The organism is Yoonia sp., from assembly GCF_046498525.1.
GTDB lineage: Bacteria > Pseudomonadota > Alphaproteobacteria > Rhodobacterales > Rhodobacteraceae > Yoonia.
This window is the reverse complement of sequence record NZ_JAWOAN010000046.1, coordinates 1-17,070: the sequence shown is the minus strand read 5'-3', so window position 1 is coordinate 17,070 and position 17,070 is coordinate 1. Positions and strand designations below refer to the sequence as shown.

Annotated in this window: 19 protein-coding genes, 1 tRNA gene and 1 pseudogene; 10 read left to right on the top strand and 11 right to left on the bottom strand. The window is 58.7% G+C overall.

Annotation, left to right across the window (positions count from 1 at the left end; all coding sequences use genetic code 11):
* A partial coding sequence (locus tag R6T97_RS03370) for a metal ABC transporter permease (RefSeq protein WP_410347898.1) occupies positions 1-173 on the top strand: 173 nt, incomplete at its 5' end.
* Positions 174-366: 193 nt separating this feature from the next.
* Here the strand turns inward: R6T97_RS03370 and R6T97_RS03365 are convergent.
* From R6T97_RS03365 to R6T97_RS03350, 4 genes and pseudogenes are all read right to left on the bottom strand, one after another.
* A pseudogene (locus tag R6T97_RS03365) lies at positions 367-706 on the bottom strand (IS5/IS1182 family transposase); the annotation flags it as partial.
* A 120-nt stretch (positions 707-826) separates the two neighbouring features.
* Positions 827-1,855: an ABC transporter substrate-binding protein gene (locus tag R6T97_RS03360; RefSeq protein WP_410347897.1), complete on the bottom strand. Its 1,029-nt coding sequence runs from the start codon at positions 1,853-1,855 to the stop codon at positions 827-829.
* Entirely contained in the window at positions 1,825-3,198 is a 1,374-nt protein-coding gene (locus tag R6T97_RS03355) for a sensor histidine kinase N-terminal domain-containing protein (protein WP_410347896.1), read from the bottom strand. Before R6T97_RS03355 ends, R6T97_RS03360 begins: the two co-directional genes overlap by 31 nt.
* The gene (locus R6T97_RS03350) at positions 3,195-3,863 is read right to left on the bottom strand and encodes a response regulator transcription factor (RefSeq protein ID WP_410347895.1); all 669 of its coding nucleotides are present in this window, start codon (positions 3,861-3,863) and stop codon (positions 3,195-3,197) included. The genes R6T97_RS03355 and R6T97_RS03350 overlap by 4 nt, the downstream gene beginning before the upstream one ends.
* Before the next feature lie 130 nt (positions 3,864-3,993).
* On the opposite strand from R6T97_RS03350, the gene R6T97_RS03345 reads away from it, so the two are divergent.
* The 7 genes from R6T97_RS03345 to R6T97_RS03315 all read left to right on the top strand — a co-directional run bounded on the left by R6T97_RS03345 (position 3,994) and on the right by R6T97_RS03315 (position 10,404).
* Positions 3,994-4,980 carry a tripartite tricarboxylate transporter substrate binding protein gene (locus R6T97_RS03345; protein WP_410347894.1) on the top strand — a complete coding sequence of 329 codons (987 nt, stop codon included), beginning with the start codon at positions 3,994-3,996 and terminating at the stop codon, positions 4,978-4,980.
* 107 nt (positions 4,981-5,087) lie between these two features.
* Positions 5,088-5,579 (top strand): tripartite tricarboxylate transporter TctB family protein, encoded by a 492-nt coding sequence (locus tag R6T97_RS03340; protein WP_410347893.1) that lies wholly within the window; start codon positions 5,088-5,090, stop codon positions 5,577-5,579.
* 10 nt (positions 5,580-5,589) lie between these two features.
* Positions 5,590-7,104 (top strand): tripartite tricarboxylate transporter permease, encoded by a 1,515-nt coding sequence (locus R6T97_RS03335; RefSeq protein ID WP_410347892.1) that lies wholly within the window; start codon positions 5,590-5,592, stop codon positions 7,102-7,104.
* A gap of 27 nt (positions 7,105-7,131) precedes the next feature.
* Positions 7,132-8,163 (top strand): AbrB family transcriptional regulator, encoded by a 1,032-nt coding sequence (locus R6T97_RS03330; protein WP_410347891.1) that lies wholly within the window; start codon positions 7,132-7,134, stop codon positions 8,161-8,163.
* A gap of 382 nt (positions 8,164-8,545) precedes the next feature.
* Entirely contained in the window at positions 8,546-9,262 is a 717-nt protein-coding gene (hisA, locus tag R6T97_RS03325; protein WP_410347890.1) for a 1-(5-phosphoribosyl)-5-[(5-phosphoribosylamino)methylideneamino]imidazole-4-carboxamide isomerase, read from the top strand.
* A 75-nt stretch (positions 9,263-9,337) separates the two neighbouring features.
* The gene (gene hisF, locus R6T97_RS03320; protein WP_410347889.1) at positions 9,338-10,099 is read left to right on the top strand and encodes an imidazole glycerol phosphate synthase subunit HisF; all 762 of its coding nucleotides are present in this window, start codon (positions 9,338-9,340) and stop codon (positions 10,097-10,099) included.
* Positions 10,096-10,404, top strand: a complete 309-nt coding sequence (locus R6T97_RS03315; protein ID WP_410347888.1) for a phosphoribosyl-ATP diphosphatase — start codon at positions 10,096-10,098, stop codon at positions 10,402-10,404. The genes hisF and R6T97_RS03315 overlap by 4 nt, the downstream gene beginning before the upstream one ends.
* Here R6T97_RS03315 and R6T97_RS03310 read toward each other — a convergent pair.
* The 4 genes from R6T97_RS03310 to rlmB all read right to left on the bottom strand — a co-directional run bounded on the left by R6T97_RS03310 (position 10,401) and on the right by rlmB (position 13,807).
* Positions 10,401-11,732: a serine/threonine protein kinase gene (locus R6T97_RS03310; RefSeq protein ID WP_410347887.1), complete on the bottom strand. Its 1,332-nt coding sequence runs from the start codon at positions 11,730-11,732 to the stop codon at positions 10,401-10,403. The two genes, R6T97_RS03315 and R6T97_RS03310, sit on opposite strands and share 4 nt — an antisense overlap.
* A 207-nt stretch (positions 11,733-11,939) precedes the next feature.
* Positions 11,940-12,413 carry a CoA-binding protein gene (locus R6T97_RS03305; RefSeq protein ID WP_410347886.1) on the bottom strand — a complete coding sequence of 158 codons (474 nt, stop codon included), beginning with the start codon at positions 12,411-12,413 and terminating at the stop codon, positions 11,940-11,942.
* Between the two features lie 277 nt (positions 12,414-12,690).
* A complete protein-coding gene (locus R6T97_RS03300; RefSeq protein WP_410347885.1) occupies positions 12,691-13,014 on the bottom strand; it encodes a hypothetical protein in 324 nt (107 codons plus the stop codon).
* 16 nt (positions 13,015-13,030) lie between these two features.
* Entirely contained in the window at positions 13,031-13,807 is a 777-nt protein-coding gene (gene rlmB / locus R6T97_RS03295) for a 23S rRNA (guanosine(2251)-2'-O)-methyltransferase RlmB (RefSeq protein WP_410347884.1), read from the bottom strand.
* A gap of 125 nt (positions 13,808-13,932) precedes the next feature.
* Between rlmB and R6T97_RS03290 the strand changes: the two genes are divergently transcribed.
* Positions 13,933-14,016, top strand: a tRNA-Tyr gene (locus tag R6T97_RS03290).
* Between the two features lie 439 nt (positions 14,017-14,455).
* Here R6T97_RS03290 and R6T97_RS03285 read toward each other — a convergent pair.
* Genes R6T97_RS03285 through hisB form a run of 3 tightly spaced genes read right to left on the bottom strand, consistent with a single transcriptional unit; the run spans position 14,456 to position 16,190 of the window.
* Positions 14,456-14,929, bottom strand: a complete 474-nt coding sequence (locus R6T97_RS03285; RefSeq protein ID WP_410347883.1) for a transglycosylase SLT domain-containing protein — start codon at positions 14,927-14,929, stop codon at positions 14,456-14,458.
* 38 nt (positions 14,930-14,967) lie between these two features.
* Positions 14,968-15,606 (bottom strand): imidazole glycerol phosphate synthase subunit HisH, encoded by a 639-nt coding sequence (hisH, locus tag R6T97_RS03280; RefSeq protein ID WP_410347882.1) that lies wholly within the window; start codon positions 15,604-15,606, stop codon positions 14,968-14,970.
* Complete coding sequence (hisB, locus tag R6T97_RS03275; RefSeq protein ID WP_410347881.1) at positions 15,603-16,190, bottom strand: imidazoleglycerol-phosphate dehydratase HisB; 588 nt, start codon at positions 16,188-16,190, stop codon at positions 15,603-15,605. Before hisB ends, hisH begins: the two co-directional genes overlap by 4 nt.
* A 147-nt stretch (positions 16,191-16,337) precedes the next feature.
* Here hisB and R6T97_RS03270 point away from each other — a divergent pair.
* Positions 16,338-17,070: hypothetical protein (locus tag R6T97_RS03270; protein WP_410347880.1), on the top strand; the 733-nt coding region annotated here is incomplete at its 3' end.

The following is a 17,070-nucleotide window of genomic DNA, read 5'->3' as shown; positions in this document are numbered from 1 at the left end:
CACCCGAGGCTATGGCGGGGATCGCTGCCGTGATCGGAGCCATCTCGGCTGTCGCCGGTCTTCAAGGCGCCTATCTGTTCGATACTCCGGCAGGACCTTCCATCGTTTGCGTCGCAGCTATTCTCTTTGCCGGTTTGAACCTCGTTGGTTGGCGCAGCAAAAGCGGTATATGAGCCATCAGGGATGCGTGCAGGGTGCAGGCCAGGTCCAGTGCGTCAATGTCGCTGGCATATCAGGATCACAGGGCAGGTAGATTACGACGAGCGACGTCGGCATCTTATGCTGTCAATCTTCAGCGGTGCGCCAAGACCCTCGATCATTCTTCGGTACCCATGCCAGAGGTGCGCGATGTTTCTTGGGGGCTGGCGACCAGGCAAAGAATGCAGGACCTTTTTGCGCTGCGGTCCATTGACTGCTTGGGTCTGAGTGCGACGTGAACTTGGGATCAACAGTCGACGCGGCACCAAAGGCCGCATCGTCCACGACTCTCAGATATTCTTTCACCGCGCGTGGTGCGTCGGTCGGATTAAAAGTTCAGGATCAATATAAAGGCGGCCTGTGTGGCCTAAAACAAGGCCAGATACCGGCGGATGTCGCTCAGATCGACGAACCGGTCAATCGACCGCAGCAGGTGATCTTGCGGGACATGATCATTGAGCGAGAACGCGTAAAACAGCGCTGCTTGTGCTTCCTGCTTCGGTTCCATCGCGGCTCGATTTCCCCACTTCGATACGGGAATTGAACCAGTCGCCCCCTTCAAATCAAGAAGAGTTCTTCAACAAAATTCGCAGATGGTGAGCCTTGCAAAGTACGTATTTCGACCGCTCTATCGCTGCTCCATCGCATTTCCCCATTCGGTCAAAAAAGCGCGGCGGTTGAGCGAATCAAGGTAGACCATCAACCCGGGTCCCAGCCGGATCGGTCCAAAGCCCATAGGCTCTCTCGCACCGGTCTGGCTGAGCGACGGAAGCGGCCAGTCACCGGGCACATCGCGCAAGGCCAGCCTTGCAAGCATGTCGATCATCGCGCCTGCTGCTTCGGTTTCCTGCGCGGTGGAAGGAACAAGCACTGTGCGCAACATCACATTCGTGAAATCCTGCATCCTCAGGATCTGCATTCCGCCTGACCGGTCCTGCGCCAGTTGTCCTGCGGCATAGCTGCCCAGAACATTATAGGCCAATGCCAGCCTGCCTTCGGCAACGTCTTTGATCATGTCGGAAGAACAGCAATAAAGCCGCGGACCCAGCCGCCCCATCACCTCATTCAGTCGCCAGTAGGCGTCGGATGACCGGTCCTCCTGCGTTGCGAACAAGAAACCAAGACCACTTTCACGCACGTCATAAGTGCCGACGGCGCCAGCGAACCGGTCGGGGTTGTCGCGCAGGACTGCGATCAGTTCTTGTCGGGTGGCGGGCAGGTCAAGTCCGGCAAAAGAGGCGCTGTTGATCACGACAACGGCAGGTTCAGTGGTGAAGGCAAAGATGAGGTCACGCCATCGCGCCCAGTCGGGCAGAGTTTCGGTCCCCGCAGAGCGATAGGGCAGGGCGAAGCCGTCATTGGCGAGCTGAAACTGCAAATCCATCGCGGATGAAACGGCAAGATCGAATTGCGCGCCCGCACGGATTGCACTGTACAACGTGGTTGACGAAACGACAGTGTAGTCGACTGAAAATTCGGGCCGGTCGTCCTGAAAGGCAAAGATGTAAGGTTCGAAAACGTCCAAATCCGTTGTCGAGACGATCCGCAGGACCCGGTCTCCGGTGCCGGGGAAAAGACGATGGTCCTCGATCTCCAGCGCGAATGCGGCACTGAAGGACCAGAAGATCAGGCCAAGGGCAAGATAAGCGATACGCATGCGCCTCCACTCCCGTTTGTGTTGGTCGCGAGGTCCAGCCGCCCGCCATGGGCGCCCAGAACATCCGCCGCGATTGTCAGGCCAAGACCTGATCCAACGATGCTTTCGGTGTTCTTGCCGCGCCGGAAACGTTCGGTCAGTGACGCGACGGGTTCATCGCCAAGGCCGGGACCCTGATCGTTTATCGTCAGGCGTGCCTCGCCTTCGGCTTGGGTGATGGATAGCCGCACGGTGGTGTCCTCGGGTGAATATTTGATCGCATTGTCCAAAACGTTGCGGATTGCTGTCTCAATCAACACTGCATCACCGCTGACCCGCGTCGGCTTGGCCTCAATATGCAGGTGGATGTCACGCATGGCGGCCGTCGGCTCCATGCCGGCGACGGTTTGCGACGCCAGTTCTGCCAGATCCAGCTTGTCGCGCACAAGATCTTCGGTGCGATAGGCCACTGTGGCATGATCCAGCAGTTGCCCCGCCGACCGCGAGCTTTCGTCGACGGCGCGTATGATCCCGCGCAGTCTGTCCTTTTCAGGCTCTCCCGACACGGTGCGCAAGGCGATTTCGGCCTGTGTCCGCACGACGGCCAGCGGCGTGCGGATGCGGTGCGCGGCCTCGGCGATAAAGTCTTCCGAGCGGCGGATGGATTGCTGCAATCGCTCCATCAGCCGGTTCAGCGCGGTGAGTAAGGGGGCCAGATCGGTTGGTGCTGCGCGCCGCAGCGGTCGCAGGTCCGAAGGGCCACGCCGTGACACGGCGGCTGCAATCTCGTTCAGTGGCCTGAGCGAGGTCTGCGCGACAAAGGCCGACAGCGCTACAGCGACAAGAAAGAACGCCACAGACAGGACCGCGGCAAGCCGCGACAGTTCGGCGGCGATCGCACCGGCACCGTCGCGGGTCTGGCCGACCGTGACTGTGACAGGTACCGGCCCTTCGCCAGCCAGAATCAATCGGGATATCGACGCCATGCGGATCGATGCCGCGCCGTAACTTTCCGTATCAAACCGGACCTGACCATGCCTACCCGCCGTCGGCTGTGGCAGGTCGTCATAGCCGGTCAGCGTTCCGTCACCGGCGGTCACACGATAGAACACGCGGTCCTCGCTGATGGCACCCAGCATGGCGAACGCGGCATAGGGCAGTTCAAGGCGAACTTCACCTTGTTCGCTGCGCAGGGTTTCGGCAATCGTCGTCACCGAAGCGGCCAGCACATTGTCCTGTGTGCGCTGCGTCGCTTCGCGCGCAAGGGCGGTGACCATGCCCCAACTGAGGACGGACAACAGAGCCGCGACACCTGCCAACAGCAAGGTCAGCCGTTTGCTGATAGATCTTGTCTCGCCCGTCATGCGACCTCGGTCTCGATACGGTACCCCAGACCGCGCACTGTTTCGATGCGCAGCCCGATCCCGTCGATGCGGCGGCGCAGGCGGCCCACATAGACCTCGATCGCGTTTTCGGTCACGGCGGTGTCGTATGAAAACAGCCGGTCCATCAGTTGCGATTTCGACATGATCTGGCCCGGATGGCGCGCAAATACCTCAAGCAGGCGGATTTCGCGGCTGCGCAATTCCAGTGTCTCGTCACCGTGGCGCAGGGTTCCAGCCAGCAGATCGAAAATTACGTCACCAAGGGCGATTTCATTGCGCGCCGATCCTCCGCGCCGCCGCAGGACAGCGCGACATCGCGCCTCGAGTTCCAAAAAATCGAACGGCTTTGTGATGTAGTCATCCGCCCCCTGATCAAGCGCGCCGACACGGTCAGACACCTGGCTACGGGCGGTCAGAACAATGACCGGTGTTTCAAGATGCGCGCGGCTGCGGGCCAGAAAATCGCGCCCGTCGCCATCGGGCAGCATCACATCAAGCAGGATCAGATCGTAGCTTGCGGCGGACAGACAATCCTCGGCTTGCGAAAGCGTCGTGGCATGATCGACCGCATGACCATCAAGCGCCAGCCGCTTTATGACCGCTTCCGACAGTTCGATATTGTCCTCTACCAGTAGATAGCGCACCAATATCCCCCCTGCGACTGCACTGACCTCGCAAGGCTTTAGCACCCTGTCAGGCTTCTGTCAGCTTTTTGTGATTTATGAAGGTGACGGGCGGTGGAGGACTGCCTGTAACATGGGAGGAAAAAAACCAATGAACACTCTTGAGTGGACACGCCGTACGATCATCGCTGCGGCTACAGCAACCGTTGCGATGTCGGGCATGGCCCGCGCCGACGGACATCAAATGATGGATTCCGTACATTTCCTGATCCCCGGCGGCGCCGGCGGCGGCTGGGACGGCACGGCACGCGGCACAGGCGAGGCACTGATGAATTCTGGCATCGTCGGTACGGCGACTTATGAAAACATGTCCGGTGGCGGCGGCGGCGTCGCAATCGCCAACCTGATCGAAAACGCAAGCAGCAGCCACGGCACGCTCATGGTCAATTCGACGCCGATCGTGATACGCGCCCTGACCGGCGAGATTTCGCAAAGCTTCCGTGACCTGACGCTGGTCGCTGGCACTGTTGGCGACTATGCGGCGCTGGTCGTGTCCGCCGACAGCCCCGTCACTTCGATGGAAGAGGCGCTGGCAATGTATCGCGAAAGTCCGCAGGATTTCGCCATCGGTGGCGGTTCTGTACCAGGTGGCATGGACCATCTTGTTGCGGCGATCATCATGCAGGGTGCGGGCGAAGACCCGACCGCATTTAACTATATCGGTTATGACGCCGGTGGCCAAGCTATGGCCGGTCTGCTGTCGGGTGAAATCGATGCGCTATCCACGGGCTTTTCCGAAGCGGTCGCATTGGCCGATCAGGGCGAAATCCGAATTCTCGGCGTTACATCGCCCGAGCGTGTGCCCGCCTATGACACCGCCCCCAGTTTTTCCGAGCAGGGCATCGACGCGCAATTCGTCAACTGGCGCGGATTTTTTGCCGCCCCGAACCTGCCCGCAGAACAACTGACCGCTTATCAGGACATGCTGGGCGCGATGATGGAAACCCCCGAATGGGAAGAGGTGCGCGGACGCATGGGTCTGGTCAATATCTTCCGCCCCGGCGACGAATTCGCGACTTTCCTTGAAGCACAGGAAAAGCAGATCGGCGATCTGATGCGCGATCTGGGTTTCCTGTAATCGACACGGACCGCTGGTTGCATTGACCAAAGATACCCCGGCAGGTTCTGCCGCGCCGGGGTATCCGCTCACCGAATTATGAATCACACAAAGCGGAGGGACGACGAATGGCGCTTGATCGCTGGATCGCGCTGGCCTTTATCGCGCTATGTTGCGTCTTTGGCTATACCGCGTTTTTTACTATGGACGACCAGTTGGCGCCGATCCTGCGGCGCAACCCCGTTTGGCCATCCACATTTCCCAAGATACTGTCGGTGCTTGGCATCATGGTCGGGCTTATCGTCCTGTTCACCCCCAAGCCGCCGTCTGCGGATGACAAACCCAAGGACGGAACAATCGACCTGAGCCGTTTGGGGGACTATCATGTCGGACAGGCCCTCGGTCTGCTGGCGCTGATGGTCGCCTACGCGCTGACGTTGCGCTCGCTTGGTTTTCTTGGGTCGACAATCAGCTTTTTGGTGCTTGGCGCAGTCATTTTGGGCGAACGCCGGTTTCATATCCTGATCCCCGTCGCAGTCATCGCGGCAGGGTCGATCTGGTATCTGGTGCAAGAGGTGCTCGGGATTTTCCTGCGCCCTTGGCCAGGCATATTCATGTAAGGAGGCCGAAATGCTTGAGGGTATTCTGATTGGGCTTTCTGCCGCTGTGACGCCATTCAATCTGATGATGGTTGTGATGGGGTGTATGGTCGGGACATTGATCGGCATGTTGCCAGGGCTGGGGCCGATGTCGATCATTGCCATCATGATTCCTGTCGCCATCGGCATCGGCGATCCGACGGCAGCACTGATCCTGCTCTCGGGGGTCTATTACGGTGCGATCTTCGGCGGATCGACATCGTCGATCCTGCTGAATGCGCCGGGGGTCGCAGGCACCGTCGCCACCAGCTTTGACGGCTATCCGATGGCCCGCAAGGGGCAGGCGGGCAAGGCACTGACGATTGCGGCTGTGGCGTCATTTGCAGGCGGCACGATTGGCGCAATCCTGTTGATGATCTTTGCGCCAGCACTCTCCACTGTCGCGCTGCTGTTCCATTCGGCCGAGTATTTCGCGCTGATGGTCGTCGGGCTTTCTGCAATCGCGGCGTTTGCCGGTACGGGTCAGGTGGCCAAGGCGCTGATGATGACCATTCTGGGGCTTCTACTTGGAACGGTCGGTGAAGGAGCGCTGACGAACATGCCAAGGTTCACCTTTGGCATGATGGAGTTGCAATCGGGTTTTTCATTCATCACGCTGGCCATGGCGATGTTCGCCCTGCCAGAGGCGCTGTTTCTGGTGATGAACCCTGCCCGTGCCGCCACAGGCGGCAGTGGAAAGATCACCGGACTGCGCATCACCCGTGCCGAGGCGCGCAGCATCGCACCCGTAATCGGGCGTCAGTCGATACAGGGGTTCTTTATCGGCGTATTGCCCGGCGCCGGTGCAACGATCGCCTCTTTTCTGGGCTATGCGGTTGAACGCAATATCGCCAAGGGCGCCGAACAGGAAGAATTCGGCAAAGGCTCTGTCAAAGGGCTCGCGGCCCCAGAGACCGCGAACAACGCCGCCTGCACGGGGTCTTTCGTTCCATTGCTGACTTTGGGCATTCCGGGATCCGGCACAACTGCCATCTTGTTGGGCGCGCTGCTGGCCTTGAACGTGACGCCCGGACCGCGGCTGATGATCGATACGCCGGAAATCTTCTGGGCCGTGATCATCTCGATGTATCTTGGCAATCTGGTCCTGCTGATCCTGAATCTGCCACTGATCCCCTATATCGCGAAAATCCTGACGATCCCGCGCACTTTTCTGATCCCGTTTATCCTGTTCTTTACCCTGATGGGCAGCTATCTCGGGCAGAACAATGCGACCGAATTGCTGATCCTCGTGGGCTTTGGGGTTATCGCGACGATCCTGCGTTTTGCCGACTATCCGCTGGCGCCGCTGTTGATCGGCTTCATCCTTGGCACAATGTTGGAAAACAATTTTGCCCGTGCAATGCAGCTCTATCGCGGCTTTGATTTCATCTTTGAACGTCCGATGACGTTGGGGCTGTTGGGACTGGCGGTGCTGCTGGTCGTGCTGCCCAGTTTCCGCGCCTACCGTGCGCGCAAGCGGGCCGAAGGCGTGGCAGATGGCGACTGACATCGCCGTCTTGTCGGCTGACCTGTGATGTCGATTGACACGGACTGGAAAGAAGCGCTGCCGACACTTGGGGTCGGCCTTGCTGGGGCTACGCTGTTCTGGGCGAGCGGTTTTCCAGCGGCGGTGCTGACAGGCCCCGCCGCTGCCGTTTCACTGGCAACGATCCTTGGCCTGCGCACGGCAATTCCGGCGCGCTTGCGCGACGGGGTATTCCTGACCATCGGCATCACCATTGGCAGCACCGTCACACCCGAGGTGATCGCGACCGCGATGGCATGGCCATTGTCGCTGTTTGTACTCACCGTCAGCCTGTTTCTGACCTTGATCGTGGCGCAAAGACTTCTCATTCGCGGCTTTGGATATGACCGGATGACCGCCCTGCTGTCCGCAACTCCGGGGCATTTGAGTTACGTGTTGAGCATGTCGACCGCAGTCGACGCAGACGTTCGGCGGGTGGCGCTGGTGCAGACCGTCCGTGTCCTGCTTTTGACATTACTGGTTCCGGTGCTCATTTCGCTTTGGGGGGTCAAAGGGACAGCGCAACTTATGGATACCGGAACGATTGCGCCAATTGCGCTTGCACTGACCTTTGTGTTGGCCGTCGTTGCGGGTTTACTGCTCAAACGCCTCGGTATGCCTGCGCCACTGCTGATCGGGGCGATGGCGGTCTCGGCTATCGGGCATGGCGCGAATTACACACCCGGCGCGATCCCGCCGTGGCTGACGGCTGCCGCCTTTGTCTGTATGGGCTCGCTGATCGGAACGCGGTTTCGCGGTTTTTCGCACCGGCAAATTGGTAGCGCACTGGCTGCCGGTCTTGTGATGACGCTGATCGCCTGCGCGTTTGCTGCACTGGGTGCAGGGCTTGCCGCGAGGCTCGTAGGATTGCCTCCTGCCGCCTTGCTGCTGGCATTTGCCCCCGGCGGGGTTGAAATCATGGCGGCTCTCGCCGTTGAAACAGGGCTGGAGCCTGCTTTTGTGGCCGCGCATCATGTATTTCGTTTGCTGGTACTCGGCGTGTTTATTCCATTCCTGGTGTCGCGAAACCGGCTACCATGAAAGACCATATCGCAATGTTGCTTGTCCTGTTGCATGGGTAAAGTGGTCTGTAAGCTTCTCTCCATTTGTTGGACAGAATCTGGCGATTTCTAAGCATTCTTTGCACCTGCTGATCGGGTTGTTTGTTTCATTTCTTTTCCATTACGACAGCCACGATGAGCTGCAGACGCACCTCAGCGACTTCGGTCCGCGGCCGATGCAAACGCCAAAAGCGAAGCCGCCAAGATAAGAAGTTTCTTCATACTCGTCTCCTCCCTGAGTTCTGCGCGGGATCATGCGCGGGCGACGGGCCTGCAACCAAGAAAGACGTCGGGTCAAAGCCTGCGTTGCAATCCGGCGCACGCCATGCATAAAGCGGCCAAACGCGAAAGGTGCCTGCCCGATGATCCTTTATCCTGCTATTGACCTCAAAGACGGAAACGCCGTGCGGCTTGTGCATGGCGACATGGATCAGACGACCGTCTTCAACGACGACCCGGCGGCGCAAGCCAAGGAATTTGTAGCCGCAGGCTGCCAGTGGCTCCATCTGGTGGATCTGAATGGTGCATTCGCAGGCGAACCGGTCAACGCCGCACCCGTAGAGGCGATCCTGAAGGCTTGCCCCGTTCCAGCGCAACTGGGTGGCGGTATCCGTGATATGGCGACGATTGAACGCTGGCTCGACAAGGGGTTGGCCCGCGTGATCCTTGGCACTGTTGCGGTCGAAGACCCCGATCTTGTCCGCGAGGCCGCACGCGCCTTCCCCGGACAGGTCGCCGTGGGTCTCGATGCCCGTAATGGCCGCGTGGCGACCCGTGGCTGGGCGGAGGAAACGGATGTGATCGTCACCGACCTTGCCAAATCCTTCGAGGACGCGGGCATCGCGGCGATCATCTATACTGACATCCTGCGCGATGGGGCGATGAAAGGACCTAACATCGACGCAACCGCCGCACTTGCGCGGGCAGTGGATATCCCCGTGATCGCGTCCGGCGGTGTCTCTTCGATGGATGACCTGACTGCGCTCAAGGATACCGGTGTGATATCCGGCGCGATTTCGGGCCGTGCGCTTTATGACGGGGCGATTGATCTTGCCGCAGCGCTCAGGATGCTGCGCTAGCCGCTTCTTCATCTTGGCCAAAAAACTCAAAATACTGCGCTTGCTGCCTGCGCCACAGCCGCCTAAACAGAACCCATGTTGAAAACACGGATCATTCCCTGCCTTGACGTCGCCGAAGGACGTGTCGTCAAAGGCGTCAACTTTGTTGATCTGATCGACGCAGGCGACCCTGTGGATGCGGCCATTGCTTACAACGCCGCAGGCGCGGATGAGCTTTGTTTTCTCGACATCATGGCAACGCAGGAAAACCGTGGCACGATGTTCGATTTGGCCACGCGCACGGCGGAACAGTGTTTTATGCCGCTGACCATCGGCGGCGGCGTGCGGACCCACCACGACGTGCGCGACTTGCTTCTGGCAGGGGCCGATAAGGTCAGCTTCAACTCTGCCGCTGTCGCAAACCCCGATGTGGTCGCCGAGGCCGCGATGCGCTTTGGGTCGCAGTGTATTGTCGTGGCGATCGACGCAAAGACTGTCGCGCCCGGCAAATGGGAGATCTTCACCCACGGCGGGCGACGCCCGACCGGGATTGATGCGGTCGCATTCGCAAAAACCGTCGTTGAAAAAGGGGCCGGTGAAATCCTGCTGACGTCCATGGACCGCGATGGCACAAAGACAGGCTTCAACCTGCCCCTGACCCGCGCCATTTCAGATGCCGTAGATGTGCCTGTCATTGCTTCGGGCGGTGTCGGAACGCTGGATCACCTTGTAGAAGGGGTCACCGAAGGCCACGCCTCTGCGGTATTGGCCGCTTCGATTTTTCACTTCGGCACCTACACTATCGGCGAAGCCAAGGCCCATATGGCCGCCGCTGGCATACCTGTGAGACTGACATGACCCTGAACGAATTGGCCGAGATCATCGCATCCCGCAAGGGTGCGGACCCGGACAGCAGCTGGACAGCCAGATTGTTGTCTCAGGGGCCCGAGAAATGTGCCGAGAAGTTTGGAGAAGAGGCGGTCGAGGCCATCATCGAAGCCGTCAAAGGTGATCGCGAAGGTCTGACCAACGAGGCGGCAGATGTCATCTACCACCTCTTGGTCATGCTCGCGGCAAGGGAAGTGCCGCTTCAGGACGTGCTCGATACGCTGGCAGCGCGCCAGAGTACCTCCGGGATTGCCGAAAAAGCCGCCCGGACCTAGGCGGATCTTCCGCCTGTTACCCAACCCAGAATCTTCGAGGACCGCGCTTCTTCAGCAAGTTTCTGCTGTCGCTTGGCCTCGATCTCTGCTTCCTCGGCCAGACGCGCCTGTCTGGCCAGACGCGCTTCTTCTGCCCGGCGCGTAGCCTCGCGTGCTGCAGCGCGCTCTGCTTCACGACGCTTGATTTCGGCGAATTCTACGGTTTCACGGTTGAACTCTTCCACCCATTCCGGGCGATAGCGTTGGTCCGTGCTTTGTGGCTTGGCGGGTTTGGGTGCTGCGATAGGTTCCTGCCATGTCGCCGGTGTCAGTTGTTTGTTCGTCTCTTCGATCAGTTCGCTGATTGTTTTTGTAAGCGACTTGTTCTCGGGAATTTTGACTTTTTTGACCTTCTTGCTTTCTTGCGAAATCAGGGTCAGCCATTCCTTTGCGGATTGGATACGGTCCTTGGGCGCCACGCGCATTGCCTGGTCGATGGCTTGCAGAAACGCGGGCTCATACTGTGGAAAATTCCCTGCGAGCGGCTGGTAGGGATCATCATTGTGGTCGGCAAGGGCCGCCACACGTGTCTGGCTGACAGGCGGCGCCTTGCCAGCGATCAGATGGTACATCGTTGCAGCCAGGGCATACAGATCAGAACACGGGCCCTGAATGCCACCGGAGACATAGAACTCGTGCGGGGAATAGCCGTCCTTGACGACCAGCATGGTCGAAACGGCGGATGTTTTCCGGCTGGCATCCTCGCGGGCCGCACCAAAATCGATCAGCGCGGGCGTACCCCATTTATCAAGCAGGATATTGTCGGGCGAGATATCGCGGTGCAGCAAGTCGTTGCTGTGCACCAGATCAATCGCATCAAGAACCCTGACCAGAATATCGTGCACCTGATCGGGGTTGAGCGCATCGTTGTCGTCTTCGATCACATCCAGCAGATCGCGGCCCTCGAACAGGTCCAGCACCATATAGGCGGTGCCGTTTTCTTCGAATGCCTGATGCACACTGACGATATTGGGGTGACGCAACCGCGCAAGGCTGCGCGCCTCGCGCATGAACATTTCGACGATCTTGCGGTACTGTGCATCGTAGCTGGGTGCATTTACGGTGACGCGATTGCCGAAACGCATGCAAATCGACTCAGGAAAGCATTCCTTGACCACGACAGCGCGCTCCAGAAATACGTCCTTGGCAAGATAGGTAATCCCGAATCCGCCCGCACCGATCTGGCTCTCGATTTTGAATTTGCCGCCAAGCAATTCCAAACCGGCCGGCAGACCCTGACCCTTCTGGTCATAGGTCTGGGTGGCGTCAATAATTCTTGTTTCTTGCATCGGTTATCCATGGTTGCGAGGAACAACGAAAAAACGAGCACTGATACGGGAACTGAAGAAAACAACTATCGCTGTGCCCGCAAAGTCAAATTCAAAGCATCTGCAATTTGATACTTATGGAATCATCTTTGCGCCGCAGCCCGTTCAGATTGTGCGACAATTGTGCCATTCTTGTGGCAAGTTATGATTTTTTGATGAATACCGGCTTCAGAGTTCGAGTTTTGAAGAGATGATACCCGTCGCAAAGCCACCCATACGCAACTCTGAAAACAGGCGCTGATACTCGATTTTGGGACAGCGATCCTGAATCACATCGACACCCCGCGCCTCGGCTTCTGCGGCAGCCTGCGCGTGCATCACACCGATCTGCATCCAGATTGTCTGCAAATTGGGCCAGCGGGCCAGTGCTGCTGTCACGATAGGCGGCACTGCTTCGGACCGGCGAAAGATATCGACCATGTCAACATCGTCAGGCACCTCGCTCACATCGCTGTAAACCGTCTCTCCCAAGAGGGTCTGCCCGGCCAGACCGGGATTGACCGGAATGACCCGATAACCTTTCAGCCCCAGATAGCGGGCGACATAAAAGCTTGGGCGGATCTCATTGGCCGAGACACCGACGATCGCGACCGTCTTGGTGCGTTTGAGAATCTTGCGAAGGTGATTATCTGAATATTCCATGCCGCACCCTAGCCTGCATCTATCAAACAAAAAAGCGCCCGGATAACCCGGGCGCAAGTTATGGAACTGAGGGACAGTGATTAAAAGCGCGCGGGTTCCAAGAGCGCGCTTCCAAATTTCATGTATGAACGGGAAGCGATCGCGAAAGGCCAGATCAGGCAAATGTGATTACACTGTGTTCAGCGACACCAGCGGTATGGCGCTTGGTGTTATTGCCTGAAAGATCCAGCACTCCTGCAACGCCCCGACCGACTGCGCCAAACCGTTTACAGGGCTGCTAATCAAAAATCTCATCCACAACATCCTCGACCACGTCCCAGAAATCGGACATCACACGGCGCCCGAAACCTTTGGATTTCCTGCGCTTAACAGGGCGCTCGTTGCGGTATTCGGGGTATTTCTCAACCCGCTTGCGCTTGGCGGGGTGCGTGGTTGCCGCCGCCTGCGCAGTCACCGCTCCGGGCTGCTTTGGCAGCATTTTCAGTGCCCGCAGGGGCGCACCACATTTGCTGCAGGTCAATTCGTGCTTGTTTGTGCCACGTAAAACGAGAGCAGCTTTGGTGCCGCAATAACAGCAGGTTGCAATTTTCGTGGCAGCCATATGCGCGTCCTATCAATCAGCCTTTGACAGCATATAGTGCGACAGCCGCCGCATTTGAGACGTTGAGCGAGCCAAATCCGCCCGCCGCGTCAATCCGCACCAGTTGATCACAGGTTTCGCGGGTCTTTTCGCGTAGGCCCGGTCCCTCGGCACCCAGCACCAGTGCCACGGGCCGGTCGCGTTTGCCTTCAACGGCGGCTTCGATGGTGTGTTCAGCCTCGCCATCCAGCCCCAACACAAGGTACCCCATGCCCTTGAGGGCCTCCATCGCATCCGCCAGATTGCGCACCCTCAGATAGGGCTGGCGTTCGAGCGCACCACTGGCGGTCTTGGCCAGTGCCCCGGTTTCGGGGGCCGAATGGCGTTGCACCGCCACGACTGCACGCGCACCGAATACCTCGGCCGAACGCAGGATCGCGCCCACGTTGTGCGGGTCGGTGACGCGGTCGAGCAAGACGATACGCGGCGGCATCAGTCCCTCGCCAAGTGCGATATCTTCCAGACTGCCCCAATCCAGAGGTTTGACTTCAAGGGCGGCGCCTTGGTGCACCGACTGCGGATCAAGCGGGGCTGCGAATTTGCGTGGATCCGAAATCTCCGGCTCCAGCCCACTTTGCTCTACCGCATCGCCCAGCCGCTCCAGCGCGTTGCGCGTCACGACCAGCCGCAGCTTTTGCCGCGCGGGATTCTCCAACGCATCGCGCACCGCATGAAGCCCGAACAGCCATATCGTTTCCTGTGCTGCAAGCCGCTTGCCTTGCTCTTTTGCGATCACCCACTTTGGCTTTTTCATCAACGTCCCAACCTTTGCTTTCCTGCAGGCGATACCTGACAATGCTCGGTCTGTGAAGAGGATCGCACCGACATGCACTTTTGCGGTTGACGCACCAATGGACCGCGGGTAATCACCGCCGCAGTGGGCGACAGGCCGCAAGGTGTGGCAGGGGACTGTAACTCCCTCGAGGCGACTCACGCCTGGTTCGATTCCAGGGTCGCCCACCATCTGTTTATCAGATACTTACTTTATTCTTGGTACTTTGGGACATTCAAACGATTGGCTCTGGTCCCAAGTCTTGTTTATTCTCGGTGCTTCTGAACAGTTTTTGAAAGAGCTTTGCGGCTGGTCTTTGCACGATCAACCGTCCGCGATTCAGCGTGCGACCGTCTTCTCAAACTGGTGTCACATTAAGGCACTTTCGCGGAACCGCCCGTGTACTACCCGACGGGCGATACTTGCGCCGCCTGAGCCTCCTGCTTCGGTCCCATCATCGTCTGATCCCCGTTGCCATGGAAAATTGAATCAGCCGACGCCCTTCACATCAAGAAGAGCTATTCAACAAAATTTGCACGAACCGGACACTGTTTTGTCAAGCAGCGAATAAAATGACAGCAGAAACTAACTGTCCACAAAAATCTACATTACATCCGATCCCCGCAAATATCACCCGCTGCGCAATCCGGTCTCGACCAGCATGCCCCGCCGTTTGGCCTCATAATAGTACCCGCGCGCGTACCAGTTCACTGCCGTCTGCTCGTCCCGGTCCGAGACGAGCCATGCCCCGCGCAGATAGCGCCCCGCGTAGGTGAGGTTCGTTTCCGCATCCAGCAGCCCTTCGGGCGATCCTCGATAGCCCATGCTGCGCGCCGTTTGGGGCAGGATTTGCATCAGCCCGTAATAGGGGCCGTTGCGTGCTGCGGGGTTATGGGTGCTTTCGCGGATGATCACACGGTGCAGCAGGGTGACGGGAACGTCATGCAACGCTGCATATTTGTTGATCAGGCGGCGTAGTTCCGGTGTCTCGTTGGGATGAAGCGGTATGCGCGCCGCACGACTGGCAGGTGGTGCGGCGCGGCGATTTCCGCAGGCGGCCAAAGTGCCGGCGGCAATGACAAGGAAATGGCGGCGGTTCAACATGGGCTCTGCTTTCTATCGGGCGCTCTTGTGCGGCGTGGTTAAGGTGTCCAGCGCAGGAAGTTGCCGATCATGCGCAATCCGGCCTCCTGGCTTTTCTCGGGGTGGAACTGCGTGCCGATCATCGTGTCGCGGCCAATGATGGCGGTGACGTCGCCGCCGTAGTCCACATGGGCCAGACGTTCCGCAGGGTTGGCTACCTCCATCGCATAGGAGTGTACGAAATAGGCGTGATCGCCGGTCGTGATCCCGTCCAGCACAGGGTGTGGATGGTCGATCACCAGATCGTTCCAGCCCATATGGGGGACCTTCAATGCCGCATCGTCAGGCGTGATCTTGCGGATATCCCCCGCGATCCAGCCAAAGCCCGGTGTCTTTTCGTACTCATGGCCGGTGGTCGCCATCATCTGCATCCCGACGCAAATGCCGAAGAAGGGGCGCGCGCGGGTGGTTACGGCCTCGACGATCGCTTCGGCCAGTCCGGTGCGGGCAAAAAGTTCGGCCCGGCAATGCGGGAAAGCACCGTCACCCGGCAACACGATCCGGTCGGCCCTTGCCACCACATCGGGGTCGGAGGTTACGATGATCGACCCCGTGCCGCGTTCGGCTGCCATCAGCTCGAACGCTTTTTGCGCCGAATGCAGGTTTCCGCTGTCGTAATCGACGAGTGCCGTGGTCATAAGCTGCCCTTGGTGGATGGAATTGCATCGGCCTTGCGCTGATCGGTCTCGACCGCCTCGCGCAGCGCACGCGCCACGGCTTTGAACGCCGCCTCTGCGATGTGGTGGGCGTTGAAGCCGTGCAGTTTGTCGATGTGCAGCGTGATCCCGCCATGGGTGCTGAGCGCCTGAAAGAACTCGCGTACAAGCTCGGTATCGAAGGTGCCGATTTTGCCGAACGGCAGGTCAAGATTGCAGATCAGGTAAGGGCGCGCGGACAAATCCAGCGCACAACGCACTTGCGCGTCATCCATGGCAAGGTGGCAACTGCCATAGCGCCGGATACCGCGCTTGTCGCCCAGAGCCTCGGTCAGGGCCTGACCCAGTGCGATACCCACGTCCTCGACGGTGTGGTGGTCATCAATGTGCAGATCACCGCTGGCACGGATGGTCGTGTCAATCAGCGCATGGCGCGACAACTGGTCCAGCATGTGATCAAAAAAGCCCACGCCTGTCTGGTTGTCATAAGTGCCGGTGCCATCAAGATTGATGGTGACTGTGATGTTTGTCTCGGCGGTCTGCCGTGTGATCGTCGCTGTCCGCATATGCCCGCGCCCTTTGGTGTTGCACCTGTTCTATAGGCGGAACCGGGGCAGGGGCCAAGCCTACGCAAAACGCCTGTGACATTTTCAGCAAAATTTAAGGGTTGCGTTCCTATGGTGGCCATAGCTGTCAATGATCAGGAGAATCCGATGAAAGCCCTCATTCTACGTGAAGATGCCAAAGCATCTGTCGAAACCGCACGCGCACTGATCGACAAGGGGTTTCAGATCCTGTCGGTCGATACGCAAGCGGTGGCCCACGCGCTGATCCGTCTGGATACGATTGACCTGCTCGTGATGGATGAACGGATCGAAGGGCAGCTGACCCATGCCATCGCGCTGTCGGCTGAGCGGAGAAACCCTTACCTGAGTGCCATTTTGTTGACGGATCGGGGGGCGGATGAAACCGATGACCTTTATGATCTTATCCCCAGTCTTTATGGGCTGGCGGGGTCCGGTACGGCGCCCGGGTTATTGGCAAAGCTTGCGCTTTCGGCGGTCAGCAATATTGAAACCGCACTGGCGCGGGTGGCACGGAATGCTGATGCCGAAGTTGCGGAAATGGCTGATTGCTCGGAAATCGGACCGCTTCTACTTGCTCGGGCAGCAATGGTTCCCCCGGAAGAAGATGACGACAGCGGTACGCCTTGCTATGCCGATGTTGCAATTGCCGAGCCTGCCATGGCTGAAATTGCTTTGGCAGAGAAACAATTCACCTTCCGTGAAGACATGAACTTTGGCGCCGATGCTGCCGGACAGGTAGAACAGGGTGCCACGCTTGAAAATGTGGAAGATGCTTTGAACGCCGAAGTCGCCGCACTCTTCCGCAAGTATCCATTGCTGCATCACGTGAAACCGCCACAGTCTTTTGCGGCTGAAGTGG

Excerpts from the sequence above, each read along its gene's own strand:
- R6T97_RS03355 (WP_410347896.1), bottom strand. The coding sequence starts at position 3,198 with ATGACGGGCGAGACAAGATCTATCAGCAAACGGCTGACCTTGCTGTTG.
- hisB (WP_410347881.1), bottom strand. The coding sequence starts at position 16,190 with ATGCGGACAGCGACGATCACACGGCAGACCGCCGAGACAAACATCACA.
- R6T97_RS03340 (WP_410347893.1), top strand. The coding sequence starts at position 5,088 with ATGGCGCTTGATCGCTGGATCGCGCTGGCCTTTATCGCGCTATGTTGC.
- R6T97_RS03300 (WP_410347885.1), bottom strand. The coding sequence starts at position 13,014 with ATGGCTGCCACGAAAATTGCAACCTGCTGTTATTGCGGCACCAAAGCT.
- R6T97_RS03305 (WP_410347886.1), bottom strand. The coding sequence starts at position 12,413 with ATGGAATATTCAGATAATCACCTTCGCAAGATTCTCAAACGCACCAAG.
- rlmB (WP_410347884.1), bottom strand. The coding sequence starts at position 13,807 with ATGAAAAAGCCAAAGTGGGTGATCGCAAAAGAGCAAGGCAAGCGGCTT.
- R6T97_RS03360 (WP_410347897.1), bottom strand. The coding sequence starts at position 1,855 with ATGCGTATCGCTTATCTTGCCCTTGGCCTGATCTTCTGGTCCTTCAGT.
- R6T97_RS03330 (WP_410347891.1), top strand. The coding sequence starts at position 7,132 with ATGTCGATTGACACGGACTGGAAAGAAGCGCTGCCGACACTTGGGGTC.
- hisF (WP_410347889.1), top strand. The coding sequence starts at position 9,338 with ATGTTGAAAACACGGATCATTCCCTGCCTTGACGTCGCCGAAGGACGT.
- hisH (WP_410347882.1), bottom strand. The coding sequence starts at position 15,606 with ATGACCACGGCACTCGTCGATTACGACAGCGGAAACCTGCATTCGGCG.
- R6T97_RS03345 (WP_410347894.1), top strand. The coding sequence starts at position 3,994 with ATGAACACTCTTGAGTGGACACGCCGTACGATCATCGCTGCGGCTACA.
- hisA (WP_410347890.1), top strand. The coding sequence starts at position 8,546 with ATGATCCTTTATCCTGCTATTGACCTCAAAGACGGAAACGCCGTGCGG.
- R6T97_RS03285 (WP_410347883.1), bottom strand. The coding sequence starts at position 14,929 with ATGTTGAACCGCCGCCATTTCCTTGTCATTGCCGCCGGCACTTTGGCC.
- R6T97_RS03310 (WP_410347887.1), bottom strand. The coding sequence starts at position 11,732 with ATGCAAGAAACAAGAATTATTGACGCCACCCAGACCTATGACCAGAAG.
- R6T97_RS03315 (WP_410347888.1), top strand. The coding sequence starts at position 10,096 with ATGACCCTGAACGAATTGGCCGAGATCATCGCATCCCGCAAGGGTGCG.
- R6T97_RS03335 (WP_410347892.1), top strand. The coding sequence starts at position 5,590 with ATGCTTGAGGGTATTCTGATTGGGCTTTCTGCCGCTGTGACGCCATTC.